Genomic DNA, 16275 nt, shown 5'->3' on the forward strand with positions numbered 1-16275 from the left:
GCGGGCGCAATAACGGCGATACAGTCAGATCAACCAGACAATTAACCCAAAATGATTAATAGTAGAAATGGATATAAAAAAGCCATCAGCAGATGTGGGGCGATGTACACCAGAAAGGATTTTTGAGCGGATAGTTGGTGGGTGGTAGCCCCCTTTTGAGGATGAAATGCAGGGGGCAGTTGAATACTTATCAGTCGAGATTATTTGATTGCCCGGCTGGGCACAGCAGCAGCGCTATTAATGGCAATTTCGTTAATTGCACTCCACTTGTTGATATCCGTCCCAAAGGTATCCAGCTTGATATATTTAGCCGTAACGGGGGTAAAAGTCAGTTTTTCACCATTTTTATCTGCCGTAGATGTTTCTAAACCTTCAGCCAGCGGCTGCCAACTTTTTCCATCATTGGAATAAAAGATAGAAAACTTCAGTTTCCGCTCAGTCGGTTTGAATGGAACAATCAGAATATTTTCAATGGATTGCTCTTTATCCAGCTCAAGCTGAATCCAACTCTCGCCAGAGGCCGCCCAGCGCGTTTTAACATCGCCATCGGCAATATTCGCGGGCACATGGCCCTTTTCGCTGTCATAACCGGATGCTGTTACAGCAACAATTTGTGCAGCATAACCCGATGCGCAAAACAGCGAACCGAGCAAAAATGTGGCTAATATCTGTTTTTTCATCAACCTATCCTTTTTATCACGACGATGAGAACCCGTGGGTAAAAGCGCCGGGCAAACTGACCCTGGGAAGCCACTGCTCGGCACTTTTTACCAACAGCGGCCCCAGCACGGGCCGCTGTCGGGACTATTTACGGCCGTTCGGTTGCAGCTTCTCACCCACATTGAGCAAGAACAGTTCATTATCACGAGTTGAAATACGTGCTGAACCGTCGTCCATTCGGTAGGCACCCTCAGTAAAGCCAGCACCATTGAGGAAAGGTGCTACAACCTGCGGTTTATTACGCAATGAAGCTTCCAGTGCCAGCAAAGCATAAGGCTCTATCGCATCAACATCAGCATATTGGCGGTCAGGAGAAGCCATGAAGAAGCCGTCGATATAGCGTGTTTTAATCATGTTATCGCCGATTTTCTCTGCCAGTAGCCGATAATCCGCCACTTGGCTGGCATTATAGAGATCCAGCAGAGCAAACAAGGCGTAAGGATCACTGTTGGTGGTGTCCATTTTAACCTTCACATCCTTGCCCGGTGCAGTACCGAGGTCACCCAAGCCCTGATCATTGGCAATACCGCGCGCGACTTTCCATAGCAACGGGTTATTGTCGATGGCATAGGCACGTGCATAAGAAACCAGGAATTCATTCCCAGCCTTGTAAGGCTTAAGCACGGTGCCTTTTTTGCCATAATAACCATCGCGCGGGAGGGTGTAATTTGACAAATCCTGCCCATCGGCAATCATCGGACGGAAGGTATTGTCCTTATCGTTATAAGCATATTGCGCAAATGCTTTCAGACCATCCACAGTCCATTTGAGTAAATCCTGCCCCTGCGGACCCAAATCTTTACCCAACTGCAACTGCATTAAGGCATTTTCAGAATAAAGGGTGCTAGTGCGCCCTTTGAGCATCATATTGCCTTCCAGTGCTGCCGGGCCGAACTCTGGCCCAAATTGGCGCTGGGCACGATCGCCAAACTTAGAGTGGGTATCGGCATCGTCAGTTGGCTCTTCGCGCTTCAGAGCCTGTGTGAACTGATAAACCCCGAGGCCAGTTTTGGCATCGCGCGGTAAAACATATTGATCTGCCAAACGTTTAGCCCAGACTAATGCGCCTTGATCCTGCTTATTTTTGTAAAGCAGGGACGCAGAATAAATCAGGTCATTACCGGCATTAAGGAAACTAAGCCCTTTAGTGGCAAAGAAAGGTGGCTGCTGCTCAAATTGACTTTCCCACAATACCCCCATCGGCTTGCCATATTCACCATGGCGGCTGGTTTCAAGAATGCGCCAATCATAAACATGGGCATTCCAAAAGCCGCGAATAAACCGAGCAGTAGCATCACTGTCGACGCTGAACATCAGGTCATAGTAGGGATAAGCATTTTTCAGCTCATGCACCATCTCTTTTTCACTTGGCCCTTCCGGTTGCAGAGTTTTCAGATCAACAAAGCGGTGGCCACCCCAATACAGTAAACCACTGGCGTCCTGATAATTCTGGAAGTGATAGCGCACAATATCTTCGGCACGTTGCTGATAGCGGGGGTCGCCACTAAGCTGGCTCAAGCCACTCATCACACGCATCAAATTTTGCTGGGCGGAGAAGTTTGATAATACGGCCCGACGGCCATCGGGGAATATCCATTCCAATTGCTGCCCGCTACGGGGGTCAACACCATCCGCCAGCAGCGGACTAGGCTTATCACCGTGGTAACTATCTGATGCCTTGTCTAACACATTATCGACATACTGTTTCACCACAGTCAGTCGGTCAGTATCCGCTGCCTGTCCGGCGGGTGTATACAGCGCTGCTAACGCCGCCATACTCAAAAATAACGCTCTTTTTTTCATTACTTTGTTACCTGTCAAAAATCGTTATAGCGAGGTGTGACCCCTGAGGTCAGAATTTAATTATTTATAGATTAGAAGCTATATTTGATACCTACGCGGTAACGGGTTTGGCGCTCATCGGTATTTTTACTGCCGGAAACATTACCAATAGCCATATAAGGCGACCAGTTCTTATCCCACTTATAGCTCAATTTAAAATCATGGGTCCAATCGTAATTTTCGTTATCTGACAGAATGACGCCGGCTTTATTGGCTTGCTTGTAATCCAACTCATAGTCTAATTGGAATTCTTTGTTGATTTTATAGCTCAGAACACTCGTCAGATTATAGCCATTTTCAGACGTGTCTTTTTTTGTATTAATATTGGCGCTAGTGCGTTTGTAATAAGGGCGATAACGTAATGAAATAGAGAGATCGTCCGTGATATTTGCTTTACCACGAAGATATGGGCGATAACTGTTCGCTGTTGAACTTGAATCTAATGAGAAGCCTGGTTCAATGGAGAATGTTTTATCAATTTTATACACATAGCTGGCAACCACTTCAGTACCATTGCTCACCCCCTCATGGAATGGCTTATCTTTGTCACTGGCGCTTTTCCATTTGCCTTCTAGAGATAGCCCGAAGCCATTGTCAAAGCGGTGGGACATTAATAAACGGTCTTTGTGGTTATTACCACTTTGATCTTGTGTTTCATGACGATAGTCAATAGTCACAGCCATTGCACTGGTGCTGATAAGTGATGCCACTGCCAGAGATAATAATTTAAATTTCATTACAGTTCCCTTATTTTAATAAGTAATGTTAATTATTCTAAGAAATACAAAAACACTTATGAAACGGTATTTTATTTATTTTGATATTAAGTTCCGAGATCCATGACTAATAGTTCGAAATTAACAAAACAAATATCCGTTTATGTGATGAGGTTCAAAGTAAATAGTTTTGACTAATGCAATGGCATCGTAATTTTTTAGTTATACCGCAGGTGTAGCAAGGGGTTTAGGCTATTTTGAAGGGGATTTCTTTCGAATTAAATAGTCTTGACGAGAGAGGTGTTAATATTGTAGGGCTAATATAAATAAGCAAATAGATGTCAGGAAAATATTTTCTTAGTGGTATTATTGTTAGTTTAATCACTTTTATATTATCACTCATATTTCTCTTAACTTTTCAGTCAAGGAGTGTGCGGTAATACACCGAAAAGTAGGGTATAACCGGTATTCTGGATGAAAAGTGATTTTGATTTAATATCAGAAAAGATAATGTTTCGGTTTTTATTCTTTAGAATAAAATACTGCTATTTGATCAAAGTGCAGTGATTAAGAGCCAATAAATATAGCTTACGCCGTGGTTACATCAGTGGCGTAGAATAAAACGGGTTTCGAACTCTTCACATGGGAGCGGCTCAGAAAGCAAAAAGCCCTGCCCACATTGAATACCATGTTTTAATAACCATTGCCGCTGTTCGTTGGTCTCAACTCCTTCAGCCATTACCCGCAGCTGCAACACCTCTGAGATAGTAGTGATAATACGCGCCATCGCATCATCTTCTGGTAAATGCTTCACAAAGCTTTTATCCAGTTTAATAATGTTAATTGGCAAACTTTTCAGGTGATTAAGGTATTGCAGACTTGAATAGCCGGTACCAAAGTCATCCAGAGCGATAGATAAACCAAGCCCCCGCAGCTCACCCAGCAACACCAATGCTTCGTCAAGGTTATTAATACGGGCCGTCTCAGTAATCTCCAGCACTAATTGACGGGGATCGATATCATAGCGGCTGATGATAGTTTTCAGGTGAGTAATGATACTATTGCATTGAATTTGCAAGCCGGAAATATTGACCGCCAGTGACAAAGTCACCCCTTGTGCTTTCCAGCCCGCCAAAATGCGGCATGCTTCTTCCAGCACCCAACTTCCCAGTGGCAGCATCGCCCCGCTCTCTTCTGCATCAGGGACGAACTCAGAAGGCAAACGATAGCTGCCATCCGCCTGACGCCAGCGTAATAATGCCTCTGCGCCAATCACTCGCGGCTCACCCATATCCCATTGCGGCTGTAAAAACAGTACGAAATCGCGATTTTCTATTGCCTGTAAAATGTCATTTTCCTGCGTCAGCTGCTGCTGGGTTTTATGTTGCGCAGGTAATTCAGTGCTGGGGCTAGGACTCAGATCGGTGTAAGCCTCAGCGAGCAGTTGCTGGTTACGATTGTAATTGTTAACCAATACCCCCAGTTCATCGTCTTGATGATGGGCAGGTAAAGTCAGTTGATGATTCAAAACACCTTGCTGACCAATCTCTTCCAGCTCCTTGGCCATCTTCCGCAGTGGGTGAATAATTAGGCGATTAATACACCAGGCGATAGAAACTGACAATACCAATGCCAACAGCAAATAAGTCGAGAGCATTGCCGACAAGGTGCTCAGGATAAACTGATACATGCGAAATGAGTCTGCACGTAACACTAAATGTGCCAGTGGCTGCGGGTTGGCGGAAACCCGCTCCAGCGAATAGAGCGGCACAGTTATCTGTACTGGCAGATCAAAAATACGTTTGGCCCAGCGAGGCACTGGCCGTTCCGTGGGAAAGTTGGCGTGCAATACCTGAATCTGATTGGGCAGAATGACGTCAGCGCGGCTAAGAATGCCAATAGGTAGCACGCTATTAAGTATTTTTTTAGCTTGCGGAACATCAACGCTTAAGATTGCTTCAGACAGCGGTTGGCGAATAGAATAGGCAATACTCTCCAGCTGCCTGGCGTAATCATCCTTGCGCTGCTGCACAAAGTGGAACAACTGAAGGACGATAAAAATACAGATAGTAACCAGTGCAACAACTGCCACTGCCGCCATTTGCTTGATCGTTAATGAACGCCTTACCCGCAAACTCACTCCCACCCATTCCGACTGAATAAAATAAAATGATTGCCACAGTGGTGCGGCGACCCGTCGATGCTGTCCGAGTATACTCGATCGCCCTGAGATTTTATCTTACGAAACCAAACCGGTTGGGAAGAATACCGTGGGTTTCGGTCTTTTCCTATCAGGATCGCCACTTCAAAGTGCTATTTATCACTCTAAAGTCGCTTTTTTATGCAAATAAGTTCGAGTGGCTATTACTTAAAGTCTGAGTATGGCACTAACGGCTGCGGGGGCATGTCCAGATCACCTTGCCATCCTGCCATTGAATAGCGCAAGTAAATGAGTGCGTGGCTCGGGGTATAATCTTTTGCTTGTTGGATATCAACCCCAGCGCCCAGAGTCCAATGCGAACTCAGGCGGCGCTCAATCAATGCCCGCAAGGTGTAACCCACACCATTGCTGCTTTCACCATATTCGGGAGCATTCCGATCCGGGATCGGCTGAATGCTGCTGTTCAGCAGATTTTGCAGTGGGTAACGCGCCTGGTCACTGGTGGCTGAATGTGAAACTGACACCGACCCGCCCAACTCCCACGACCAGTTATCTGTCCGCTGCCGATAGTTTACCGGAATAGACAATGACAGATATTTTTGTGGGCTATAATACCCGCCCTGACCTAGCGTGTAGCCGCTGAGGTCTTTTTGATAATGCCACCACATGCCATTCAAGCCCACGGTAAAACGGCGGTTATCTTCATTGATTAGCTTATAATAATAGCCCGTCATAAAGCGCAACCGCTGGTTATCGGCGACATTTTGTCCAGTCAGGTAATGATAACTTAAATCACTCCAGACCCCATTAGCTTCGCCCCGGTCATAGCTGGCCCCTAAACTGACACCATTGGCCCGCACGCCGCCCCAAGTGACATTGGTGTTGGGATCTTTTGCGCCGGCAAATGCCAGCAATGAGCTGGATATCGGCCGGCGTGAAGCCGTTGCCGTCCAGCCAATATGGTTCCAGCTGTTACTGTATGCCAAACCACCGACCACATCGACCACCTCAAACCCCATAGGAGTGGTGCCGATATCCGTCGCCCAGCTGTCATTCTGCCACCCCACCGCCACACTGGTACCGGTAGCGCGTTGGTGTAAATCGGTCTGACAAGGGAAGCGAGTTTGGAAACAAGTCCCTGCTTTATATCGGGTATTTTTGTCAAAAGTTCCCGCATCCATCTGCACCGTATCCGTTCGGAAGAAAGCCCGGCCATCGGCCAACGAGGTATCAACCTGCAACATGGTGTTATGCGCGCGGAGGTCAGAAATCCCCTCAGTCCCGCTTGATCGCAGATAGTCGTGATCCAGTGTGACGCGGGTATCCTGCTGGCGATAGAGGTCAGCTGCATCAGCGCGGATACCGCGTTTAAGCCAATCATCCGTGGCCTGATTACGTGTCAGTAAAGTATAACTGTCATTATCTGCTGGCAGCACGGGCGCAATACCGCTGGCTACCATCGCCTGTTTGAAATCATCCTGAGCATCTGCTGGCTGCCCTTGTAGTTGTGCCAGACGGGCCGAATCACGAAATACCAGTGCATTATCCTGCGACGGCGCACCTTTGGCCGCTACCGGTTTCAATCGCTGGAAAATTTCAGCCGCTTTTTGTGGCTCACCTACGCCACTCCAGGCATTAGCAACTCGCCGTTGAGTATTTAAAGTGGCGCTATCTCCCGTCAGCGGCTCCGTTTGCAAATGCTGGCGCGCAGCACTGAGGCGGCCTTCGGCAATATAGGCCTCGATTTCGCCCAGACGCGCATCCGGATTTTGCGGCTCACGGGCCAGAACGTGCTGATATCCAGCCAGTGCTGCGCTGTAATCACCGCGCTCCAGAGCCCAATCTGCCAGTGTCAGGTCAATTTGGGTATTGGCCGGCTGCTGGCGTAACGCCGTTATGGCCCCTGTTTCATCCCCACTAGCCCGCAATTGGCGAGCTAACGTCAGCACCTGATCCAATTTCAAGCGCTGGTCTAACTCACGAATATTGTCGTTCCATTGTGCTGTTGGCAGTGTGGATAAATGTGCCAGCGCCTGGCTATCTCGCCCCGTGCTGGACAAGTAAAGCGCATAAGCATAGACCTGTTCGGGGTCACCCGGCCTGCGGCTCGCCAGTTGGTGGAACAATGCATCAGCTTGCGCCGACTGGCCCTCTTGGGCCATGGCTTGCGCCAGTCGGTAGGTTATCCAGACATCATCCGGTGCCATCTTTTGCGCCTGCCGGTATTTCTCCGCTGCCTGATGCCATTGTTGCTGCGCGGCTAAGCTTTCAGCCTGCTGTTTCAGCATATCCAATTGCAGGCTATCTAATGTGTCACGCATTTTGGCCTGTTGGCTACGCGGCAAATTATTCAGGTAATTCAGTGCCTTTTGCGGTGATTCGCGTTGGTAAATATTGGCAAGCCCCCGCACTGCACTGCTGCTTGCCGGATCAAGACGCAGCGCCTGCTGATAATACTGTTCGGCATTTTTATCGTCATGGCGGGCAACAGCCACATCACCCAGACCAATCAATGCATAGCTGTCGCTGGCGTCGATTTGCCGCGCCTGCTGGTATTTCTGTTGCGCCAATGCAATATCACCGGCTTTCAGTGCTTTATCACCTTGGTCATTAAGCAGCCAGTAGCGGTTGGTTTTGATCAAACTGGCCCATTTATCACTCTTCAGGCCATCTTTATCTGATTTTTGCGCTTGTTCAAACAGCTGCAATGCCTGTGCCCGTGAGCCACCCCGAGCATATGCCAACCCCAGTACACCCAGAATTTCCGGGTCATTGGGTGAGGCCGCCAGTGCTTGTTTCAGGGCCGGTATCGCGCCAGCCCCTGCGCCACTGTCTACTTTAGCTAACCCGCTCAAACGCGCCTGATAGCTCGGATCCGCGAGCATGGCTTGCTGATTAGCTAATTCTTTGCGCGCAACATCAGCTTGAGGGCCGGTTGAGAAGACATCCAGAAAATGGGTCAATGCGGCGACACTTTGTGGGCTGACCGTCATCGTTTTGATAGTGTCCATCCACAAATCGGCGGCATCAGACGCCCCCGCAGGGTCCGAGGCCACTTTTTCCAACATCGCGTAGCCTTGTGCCGCCTTTTGCTGGCTGAAATACATGCGCGCCAGTGCCATGCGCAGGGCGATATTGCCGGGATATTGTTGGTCTAAAGCGGTAAGTTTCTGGCTAGCCACAGCTTCTTGACCCGGTAATCTCGCCACTAGCCGCCAATATTCTACCGCCAGATCCAGTGTCGGGGGCTGACCTTGCAGCAGTTGATCATATTTAACTTTAGCTTCAGCCAGCCGCCCAGCCGTTGCCAGTAAACGCGCCTCCTGCAATTGCTGGCGCACTTCGGGTTTCGTCATGGCGAACATCAATTGAGCACGTCGATACACCTCGGAGTTGGGTGCCAATTGTTGCAACTTATCCAGCTGTTTCTGTGCTTGCGCCAGATCCCCTTGCCGCAGCGCATGGCGTATCCCTGCCGCGATGACCTCTGGGTTATTGGGGTCCATAAGGTTCAGGCGATAAAGTGATTGCTTCACTAACTCGTCTTTATTGGTCGCCTCCCCCAAACGTACCTGCTCGAGTAAAAACTGAGTCGGCGAGACAACTTCTGCCCCCTGCGCCACACCAACAAAGGCTTGGGGCAACAACGCCAGGCTCAACAGCCAGTTTATTTTAATGTTGCGCATTGACTGTTCCATGAGGGCTGAAGTTCTCCCTGACGATTAAAACTATAACGTTTTTGTGCCCATCCCTGGCCAAATAGGATTAGCACTGAACTGTAGTAGGCATTAGCTCCCAGAGGTGCGTCTTGTACCCGTTTTTGCTGTTCACTCAGCGCCTGCTTATTTAACGGCGTAGAGCCGCTGGCTAAAAAGGGTAATAATGCCGCCGAGAAACCCACTGGCCCATTGCCAGAGGTTTTACCGGTGAGGGTATCGACTTTCTCCGGTGGCACACCCTGCTGTTGCGTAACTTCAGCCATAGGCTGGAAGCGCTGGATAAGCGCTGCTTTTTGCGGGCTGTCATTAGATAACATACCGGCCCACAGATAGGTGCGGATAGCATCATAGCTGCCGACATTCGGTTGTGTTTCATCCGGCTGCCAGCCTTTCTCTTCTTGCCACACCACCCAATCCGGGCTGAAACCATGAGGCGCTGTTTCCAGCCATAAGCGCTGATTGACATCAACCATCTCTTTCCATGGCCCCGCCAAAGCAGCAAAGCGTGTCAATAATTGCGGCGGTAAATAGCTTGGATTGAGCCGCCAGTGCCCATTATCACTAAAGCCAATTTTGCCCGGTAATAACATTTTTCCGAGGCCCGGAATATTCACCACTTCTTCTTTGGCAATTCGTTGCAACAACAGAGTGCCCATCGTCTGATATTGGCGGCTATCCCATAATCGGCCAGCTTCTAATAAGCTGTATGCAATCCACAAATCAGCATCAGAGGCCGAGTTCGGGTCGATGATATCCCAACGATGTTCTCGGTGTTGCCCCCATAACCAGGCGGGTAAGCGGGCCGTTAAGTCGCCCGCGGACAAGTTGTTTTCCGTCCAGGCTAACAACCGGTCGAATGTCTCGCGATCATCCGCTACCAACGCAAAGAACAAGCCGTAACTCTGCCCTTCTGACGTGGTTATTTGCCTCGGGTTACTCGGGTCGATAACCCGCCCGCCCTCACTAATATAATATTGTTTGAACTGCTGCCATGCAGGCCAATCGCAAACGGCTGCTGCGCCAAAACTGGCAAGCAGCAGCAGGGTGCAAACCAGTCGTTTAAACATCACGACCATCAGAATTAATCTCTCTCATCGGGTGACAGCCGACGGCGGCTAATCAAGCGTAACAAGCGCCAAGCCATCATTGCGGCAATCACTACAACTAACACAGCGACACCAGCCAACAGAACCGGGTGGGTCGATAACACGTGCCAGATACGCTCCCACCACGGTAAATGGCCAACATCATAGGTATCGCCCACCCGCAGGCTGTTCACGCCCGATTCACGGATAACAGCAACCGAGCCAAATACCGCCTCGCGTTTACCGCTGTCGAGCAACGCATTATTCAGTAAGTTATAGCCACGCGGGCTGTCCGCCAATAACGCCACAACACTGCGCTGCGGGAAGTTAGGTGACTGCACGCCGATAATGGCCGACATCGCCCCTTCAGAGCTCACCGTCGCCTTGCTATCTGCAACCCAGTCGGATGCCGGAGCCATCATGCCTGGCAAACCGGTCTGGCGATTTGGCATTTTGACCCAACTTTGAGTTTGATCCACCAGCAGATTTATCTGCTGGTCATCACGTAGTTCCGGCGGAATGGTGCCGATAATCAGCACATCGACATCTTGGTCTTTCGCCTGTGACCAGTCATCGGTGATGTTAATACCCACTGCCGGATATCCTACCTGCGCCCCAATATTCCCCACCGCATTCAGCAGTGTCGTCAGCTGTGATGGCACCGGTTTTGGCGGCACCAAGACCAGGGTTTCGGAGAGATCCGCCATGCGGCTGAAGGGGAAGCCAGCATTGGCAAATGCTCGTAAATCCGGCATTTCCATAAAGTGGCGATAGCCAGAGAAGTCGATGGTGGAGTTACCATCAATCACCGCGTGGTTCGGGGCAGTGGAATAGGTTTCACATCGCCCTTCCGCGCCGCTCGCCAGCAAGGTGCTGTAATCAAAATCAAAACGCAGCTGGTTAGTTGCCCCCAATTTCAATGCTGGGATGGTTAGCCGCTTGGCCGCATCTTGTAAGCCTTGCAGTAAGGGGAGCCGCAGGATTTTACCGTCGTTCGGTGTATTCGGTGACAGCGGATAGTCCTGCACAAACTGATTATTCAGGCTGATACTTAAACGGGAACCATCCATCAGGCGCGTTGAGGTATAGCGATATTTCAAGCGCATATCGATCCCCGCACTGCGGATCAAGAACAAATCCGGTGGCAAGTTCATCGATAATGAAATTGGCGGCGGCAACAAACCGGTGGTTTGCAACTGATCCGGATATTGCTGTAATTCAGCAAAGGTCATTGGCCGGTCGGTACGCACCCAGTTTGGCGCGTCATAGGGCAAGCGGGGGGCCAGTTGCTCGACTTTATCCACCGTCACATTTTGGCCACGGAACAGAATATTGCCTTGCGCTATCCCCTGCGCTGCCGTGATAAGGTCATTATCATCGCGCCCTAAAATCAGCAACAGCTTCACATATGGGTTATCTGGATGACTGATTATTTCTACCGTCGGTGCTTTAACGGGCGGATAATCTTTCAAGAAATCAGGGCGCTGGTTGTTAGTCGCAAAAACCACTGCATGCTGGGCCGGTAACTGATTAAACAAAACCGGGAAGTTCTGCCCACGCCATTGTGCTTTATCACCAAACCACGATGCCAGAATAGAGGCCGCACGCTGCTGAGCCACATCTGGGGTGGTAGCAAAAACCACCGGCAAAGTGAGCGGCCGGTTATCCCGGGCATCAAAGAAAGGTTCCGGGAAGTGGGATAAATCATTTTTGACTGACAATGATTGATAGCGCAAATCTAACGAGCTGGATTTGCTGATATCCAGCCACAGCGTATTGCTGGCCGGATTCTCACAAATGTTCTGATAATGACCGACAAAAACCAGCCGCAAACGGTTGAAATCACTGATATAAAGTGAGTTAATCGGCAATTGGATCCGCGTTGGTTTACCCAACTGCTCTTTGGTGATTGCCGTGACCCCCATCAGTTCGTCATTCAGGAAGACTTTTATCTGTGATTCTACCGGGATAAGTGACGGCGACGGTGTAAATTCGAGATTCAACATCGCCTGAGTGACAACTTCGTCACTGCGCACGCCAAACTCAATCACCCCTTCGGGGTTAGTCCCGCGCAAAGCAAATGTCCCCGGTGGCGGGGCAATTTTGGCGAAAGTGTAAGCGACATCGCGCACCGGCGCATCAGGAAGTGCTGCCACGGGGGCGGCCAAATCTACGCTAGCTTCGGCGGCTGGCATTGATGCCGCCGATTGAGGCGACGGTACTGCCGGTGTTTCAGCATGGGTGAATGGCGCCAAACCCAAAGCCAGTGCGGTAAACCAGGTTATTTTTCTCGTCATCATATCATCATCAATGTTGAGCCACTGTCTGGCCCTGGCTACTCGGAGCCTGATTTTTATCCACGCCATGGGGTACAAATGATGCAATCCAGGCAATCAGGGAAGTCAATCCTACCAATACATTTCGAATTACCGGAGGAGCATAACTGGCCATACGAACATAGCCTCTAAAGCCCAGCGCCAAAACATCACGCAGACTTTCAATCGGTTTATCTTCTGGGAAGCCATCCTGCCATAGTGCCCAAGTGTCTGCGCGAGCAAAAGTGCACTGTATAAAATCAATATGTTGGGCCACCGTCAGTTGATGCATCCGCATCCCGACTTTGGTGCCGAAAGCGCGGGTCACTTCGCAAGGGAAGGTGTATTCCTGCGCACCGCGTTTAAGCAACAAATGCACCGCTTCGCCATCTTTCAGTAACCCGGCTTCGCGCATATCAATCCCCACCCCCCCATCAGAATAGTCGCGCAGGGTACAAGAGAATAAATGACCATCGGCACGGGCCACCGCGGCGGGCATGGCAATCTCAACCCGGTGGGACTGACGGACTTGCTTGGCTTCAACCGCCACCGCCACCGCCCCGCCTAAAATCGTCATATTATAAATAACCCACACCAGACTAATGATCACGGTCATGATTTCAGTCGCTGGGCCATAACCTAAGCGCCATAAACCGGCAATCAAACCGGCCAGATTAAGCAGAACCAGCGCCATATATGGGCGAGTAATCACCCAGTCCACGTGCTGCTCTTCGACCAAACCGCCTTTTGCCGTGACATTGAATGTCCCTTTATGCGGGTTGAGCAGCGCCACGGTGGTCGGGCGGGCAATATACCAAGCCAGCACCGTTTCGTAGATTTCACTCCAGAATGAATGGCGATATTTACCCTGTAGGCGGGAGTTAGTCAGGCTGGCGTGAATCATATGCGGCAATACATAAAGTGCAATTGCCAGCGCCGGAGCAAAAATGATGTAAGCATGCAGCAGCAGGAAAGCCAGCGGTGCCGTCAAGAAGATTAACCGCGGAATGCCGGATAAAAAGTGCAACATGGCATTGGCATAGCACAAACGTTGGACAAACTTCAGCCCTTTGCCCAGCAGCGGGTTATCCAAGCGGAAGATCTGCACCATGCCCCGCGCCCAGCGAATACGCTGCCCAATATGGGCCGACAAACTCTCCGTTGCCAAGCCGGCCGCCTGCGGAATACGGATATACCCAGACGTGTAGCCCTTGCGATGCAGCCGCAATGAAGTGTGGGCATCTTCAGTGACCGTTTCCACCGCAATCCCCCCGACTTCATCTAAAGCACTGCGGCGCAGAACCGCGCAGGAGCCGCAGAAGAAAGTCGCATCCCACATGTCATTCCCGTCTTGCACCAAACCATAAAATAGTGTGCCTTCATTGGGGGTTTGCCGAAAACGGCCTAAATTTCGCTCAAAAGGATCAGGGGAGAAAAAGTGATGCGGCGTTTGAATCATGCCGAGCTTTTTATCTTTAAAGAACCAGCCGACCGTCAATTGCAGGAAAGAACGGGTGGGCACGTGGTCACAGTCAAAGATGGCGACAAACTCACCGGTCGCCTGCTTTAGCGCATTATTGATATTACCGGCTTTGGCATGCTCATGAGTTGGCCGGGCAATGTAGTGCACCCCAACTTCTGCGGCAAACTCTCGAAAAGCGGGCCGGTTGCCATCATCCAGAATATAAATATTGATTTTGTCTTTCGGCCAATCAATACCCAGCGCCGCATAAATGGTCGGTTTTACCACTCCGAGATCTTCGTTATAAGTCGGCACCATTAAATCGATAGTTGGCCAGCTATTAATATCTTCCGGCATCGGCACCGGCTGGCGATTGAGCGGCCAAATAGTCTGGAAGTAGCCCAATACCAATACTACCCAAGCATAGGTTTCAGCTAACAGTAATAATAAACCGCACACCAAGCTGACCGGGTCATCCCAGTTAAGCGTTTCAGTATATCGCCACCACAGGTAGCGGCAGGAAACCGTTAATGACAACACAATCAACATCAGGGTAGGTAAACGCCCTGGCACCCGCCGCACCACCATGGCGATGGCCCATAGCAGTAAGACAAATACGAATTGCGCCATCATGCCGAATGGCTGTGAGATACACAGCAAGGCCAAGATGCCGGTGAAAATTCCCAGAATAATAAACAAGATACGCCGAGTACGTCTGGAGAGCTGGCCTAATCGGGCCGCCACTGACGTCTCTATTTGCTGGAGTTCAAAACGCTCAGAAACGTTGCTCAACCAGCGGATGTAACCCTGTCTTTTATTTTTTACCCAGCTCTTACCCGCCGCGGCGGGCTGACGTTTTTTATCATGGTTGGATTGCGGGCGGGTGAATAACAACCAAAGGCCTTGCAGCAGATAACGTAAACCATCCCCCAGCCGTGGACGATTAGGTGAAATCTGCGGAAACCAGTATGTCCGATGGTGTATCACACTCTGCCAACTCGGGGACTCGAGGCGCAGGAATATCCAGCACAGCGGCAGCGCCAATGTAGTGAGAAACGCGGTGATAACGGTGCAGCCCTGCTGCATATAACGATGATAGCGGCCGCGCATTGCTTGATAGACAGGGGCCAGAAATAATATCCGCATAAGGCGACTCATAGGCGACTTTCCGCCCCATGAATCAGGCACCAATTCGCCAGCGTCATCACCTCTTCCGCCGCCAGACTTTGCGCGCTGTATTCGCCCAATGGCTGCTTGGCGGCTAATGCTTCGGCCATCGCTTCATCGCGATGAATAAACGTTGGTAATAAACTATCCAGACTTTGCAACCAAAGCTGATGCAAATCCTGCTGTAAACGGCTGCTGGCAGCAAACTGATTGAGCAGAAAATGGCAGCCAGCGGGTAAATGTTGCTGATGCAGACGAACATGGCAGCTGGCATCCGCATGGATCAAAATGAGGGTTTTATCAGCCAATGCCAGAGCTTGACGCGTCAATGCGTTATCGCCCGCGGGGACATCCAGTAAAATCCAGCGATAAGCTGCAGTGGCTTGCAACGCGGACAGGTTCTCCTGCCAGTGCTGCGCTGTATTTTGCAAAGAGGCAGCAAATTGCTCATTTTCAGCTTGCGTGAGTTGACCGAATGGTAAGAAATCCAGTTTTTCGGTGTAGCGCATCGCCCCTTGCTGCCAGCCTTCACCGGTAATTTCAGCCTTAGCCCAACCACGGGATTGCTCAAAATGCATGTTAAAATGCAAACGCAATAAATTGTCCGGTGAAAAATCAATGACCAGCACTGATTCATCCAGTTGCTGTAACGCCCAAGCCAGAGCTGCGGTTACCGAGGTAGTCCCAATGCCCCCTCTTACGCCTTGTAACGCCAGTACTGGCATAGACTATTCGCTCCCTGTGGATTGCGCCAATTCTGCCAACAATGGCCAACGAGCCATCATTTTAGTTAGTCGTTCCTGACGGACAATATCAATATAACTTAACGTCGGCAGTGAGAAAGCCTGACTTAATGCTAGTAGATCATCCTGAGCTTCAAGTGATGTTTTCTCATGAAAGTGATTTATTATAGTCTTCATTTATCCGCCTGTAGAAAATAGGCTATGGTAATTAAGTATAACAACGACTGGAGGATACTTTCTCCCAATTAGGTGAGTCTTAGATTAATATCAAAGCAAGGACATTGGTTAATACTTATTGCAATGTTACAATTGTTCTCTGATTTTATCCAGTGATTGGTCCAATAG

The 16275-nt window shown here is 49.8% G+C and carries 10 protein-coding genes; all 10 read right to left on the bottom strand.

The genetic code is table 11. The annotated features are described in order from the left end of the window. Positions 1 to 200: 200 nt before the first annotated feature. Positions 201 to 680 (bottom strand): discoidin domain-containing protein, encoded by a 480-nt coding sequence (locus tag D5F51_RS21395; RefSeq protein ID WP_129198952.1) that lies wholly within the window; start codon positions 678 to 680, stop codon positions 201 to 203. Positions 681 to 804: 124 nt separating this feature from the next. Further along, positions 805 to 2523, bottom strand: coding sequence for a pectate lyase (locus tag D5F51_RS21400; protein ID WP_129198954.1), 1719 nt, complete (start codon positions 2521 to 2523; stop codon positions 805 to 807). A 71-nt stretch (positions 2524 to 2594) separates the two neighbouring features. Beyond that, positions 2595 to 3299, bottom strand: coding sequence for an oligogalacturonate-specific porin KdgM family protein (locus tag D5F51_RS21405; protein WP_025376536.1), 705 nt, complete (start codon positions 3297 to 3299; stop codon positions 2595 to 2597). Positions 3300 to 3882: 583 nt separating this feature from the next. Beyond that, positions 3883 to 5379, bottom strand: a complete 1497-nt coding sequence (locus tag D5F51_RS21410) for an EAL domain-containing protein (protein WP_162301810.1) — start codon at positions 5377 to 5379, stop codon at positions 3883 to 3885. Between the two features lie 263 nt (positions 5380 to 5642). After that, positions 5643 to 9125, bottom strand: a complete 3483-nt coding sequence (gene bcsC, locus D5F51_RS21420) for a cellulose synthase complex outer membrane protein BcsC (RefSeq protein ID WP_129198957.1) — start codon at positions 9123 to 9125, stop codon at positions 5643 to 5645. Beyond that, complete coding sequence (gene bcsZ, locus D5F51_RS21425) at positions 9107 to 10234, bottom strand: cellulose synthase complex periplasmic endoglucanase BcsZ (RefSeq protein WP_129198959.1); 1128 nt, start codon at positions 10232 to 10234, stop codon at positions 9107 to 9109. The genes bcsC and bcsZ overlap by 19 nt, the downstream gene beginning before the upstream one ends. 5 nt (positions 10235 to 10239) lie before the next feature. After that, positions 10240 to 12540, bottom strand: coding sequence for a cellulose biosynthesis cyclic di-GMP-binding regulatory protein BcsB (gene bcsB, locus D5F51_RS21430; protein ID WP_162301874.1), 2301 nt, complete (start codon positions 12538 to 12540; stop codon positions 10240 to 10242). Between the two features lie 10 nt (positions 12541 to 12550). Continuing rightward, positions 12551 to 15178, bottom strand: a complete 2628-nt coding sequence (gene bcsA / locus D5F51_RS21435; protein WP_025376533.1) for a UDP-forming cellulose synthase catalytic subunit — start codon at positions 15176 to 15178, stop codon at positions 12551 to 12553. Further along, positions 15175 to 15912, bottom strand: coding sequence for a cellulose biosynthesis protein BcsQ (gene bcsQ, locus D5F51_RS21440; protein WP_129198962.1), 738 nt, complete (start codon positions 15910 to 15912; stop codon positions 15175 to 15177). Before bcsQ ends, bcsA begins: the two co-directional genes overlap by 4 nt. A gap of 3 nt (positions 15913 to 15915) precedes the next feature. Beyond that, positions 15916 to 16107: a cellulose biosynthesis protein BcsR gene (bcsR, locus tag D5F51_RS21445; protein WP_025376531.1), complete on the bottom strand. Its 192-nt coding sequence runs from the start codon at positions 16105 to 16107 to the stop codon at positions 15916 to 15918. Between the last annotated feature and the right edge of the window lie 168 nt (positions 16108 to 16275).

Origin of the sequence: Yersinia hibernica, from assembly GCF_004124235.1 — a bacterium.
Classification (GTDB): domain Bacteria; phylum Pseudomonadota; class Gammaproteobacteria; order Enterobacterales; family Enterobacteriaceae; genus Yersinia; species Yersinia hibernica.

Bases quoted from the DNA above. Each gene is read 5' to 3' on its own strand.
- D5F51_RS21395 (WP_129198952.1), bottom strand. From the start codon at position 680: ATGAAAAAACAGATATTAGCCACATTTTTGCTCGGTTCGCTGTTTTGC.
- bcsC (WP_129198957.1), bottom strand. From the start codon at position 9,125: ATGCGCAACATTAAAATAAACTGGCTGTTGAGCCTGGCGTTGTTGCCC.
- D5F51_RS21410 (WP_162301810.1), bottom strand. From the start codon at position 5,379: ATGGCGGCAGTGGCAGTTGTTGCACTGGTTACTATCTGTATTTTTATC.
- bcsR (WP_025376531.1), bottom strand. From the start codon at position 16,107: ATGAAGACTATAATAAATCACTTTCATGAGAAAACATCACTTGAAGCT.
- D5F51_RS21400 (WP_129198954.1), bottom strand. From the start codon at position 2,523: ATGAAAAAAAGAGCGTTATTTTTGAGTATGGCGGCGTTAGCAGCGCTG.
- bcsZ (WP_129198959.1), bottom strand. From the start codon at position 10,234: ATGGTCGTGATGTTTAAACGACTGGTTTGCACCCTGCTGCTGCTTGCC.
- bcsB (WP_162301874.1), bottom strand. From the start codon at position 12,540: ATGACGAGAAAAATAACCTGGTTTACCGCACTGGCTTTGGGTTTGGCG.
- D5F51_RS21405 (WP_025376536.1), bottom strand. From the start codon at position 3,299: ATGAAATTTAAATTATTATCTCTGGCAGTGGCATCACTTATCAGCACC.
- bcsQ (WP_129198962.1), bottom strand. From the start codon at position 15,912: ATGCCAGTACTGGCGTTACAAGGCGTAAGAGGGGGCATTGGGACTACC.
- bcsA (WP_025376533.1), bottom strand. From the start codon at position 15,178: ATGAGTCGCCTTATGCGGATATTATTTCTGGCCCCTGTCTATCAAGCA.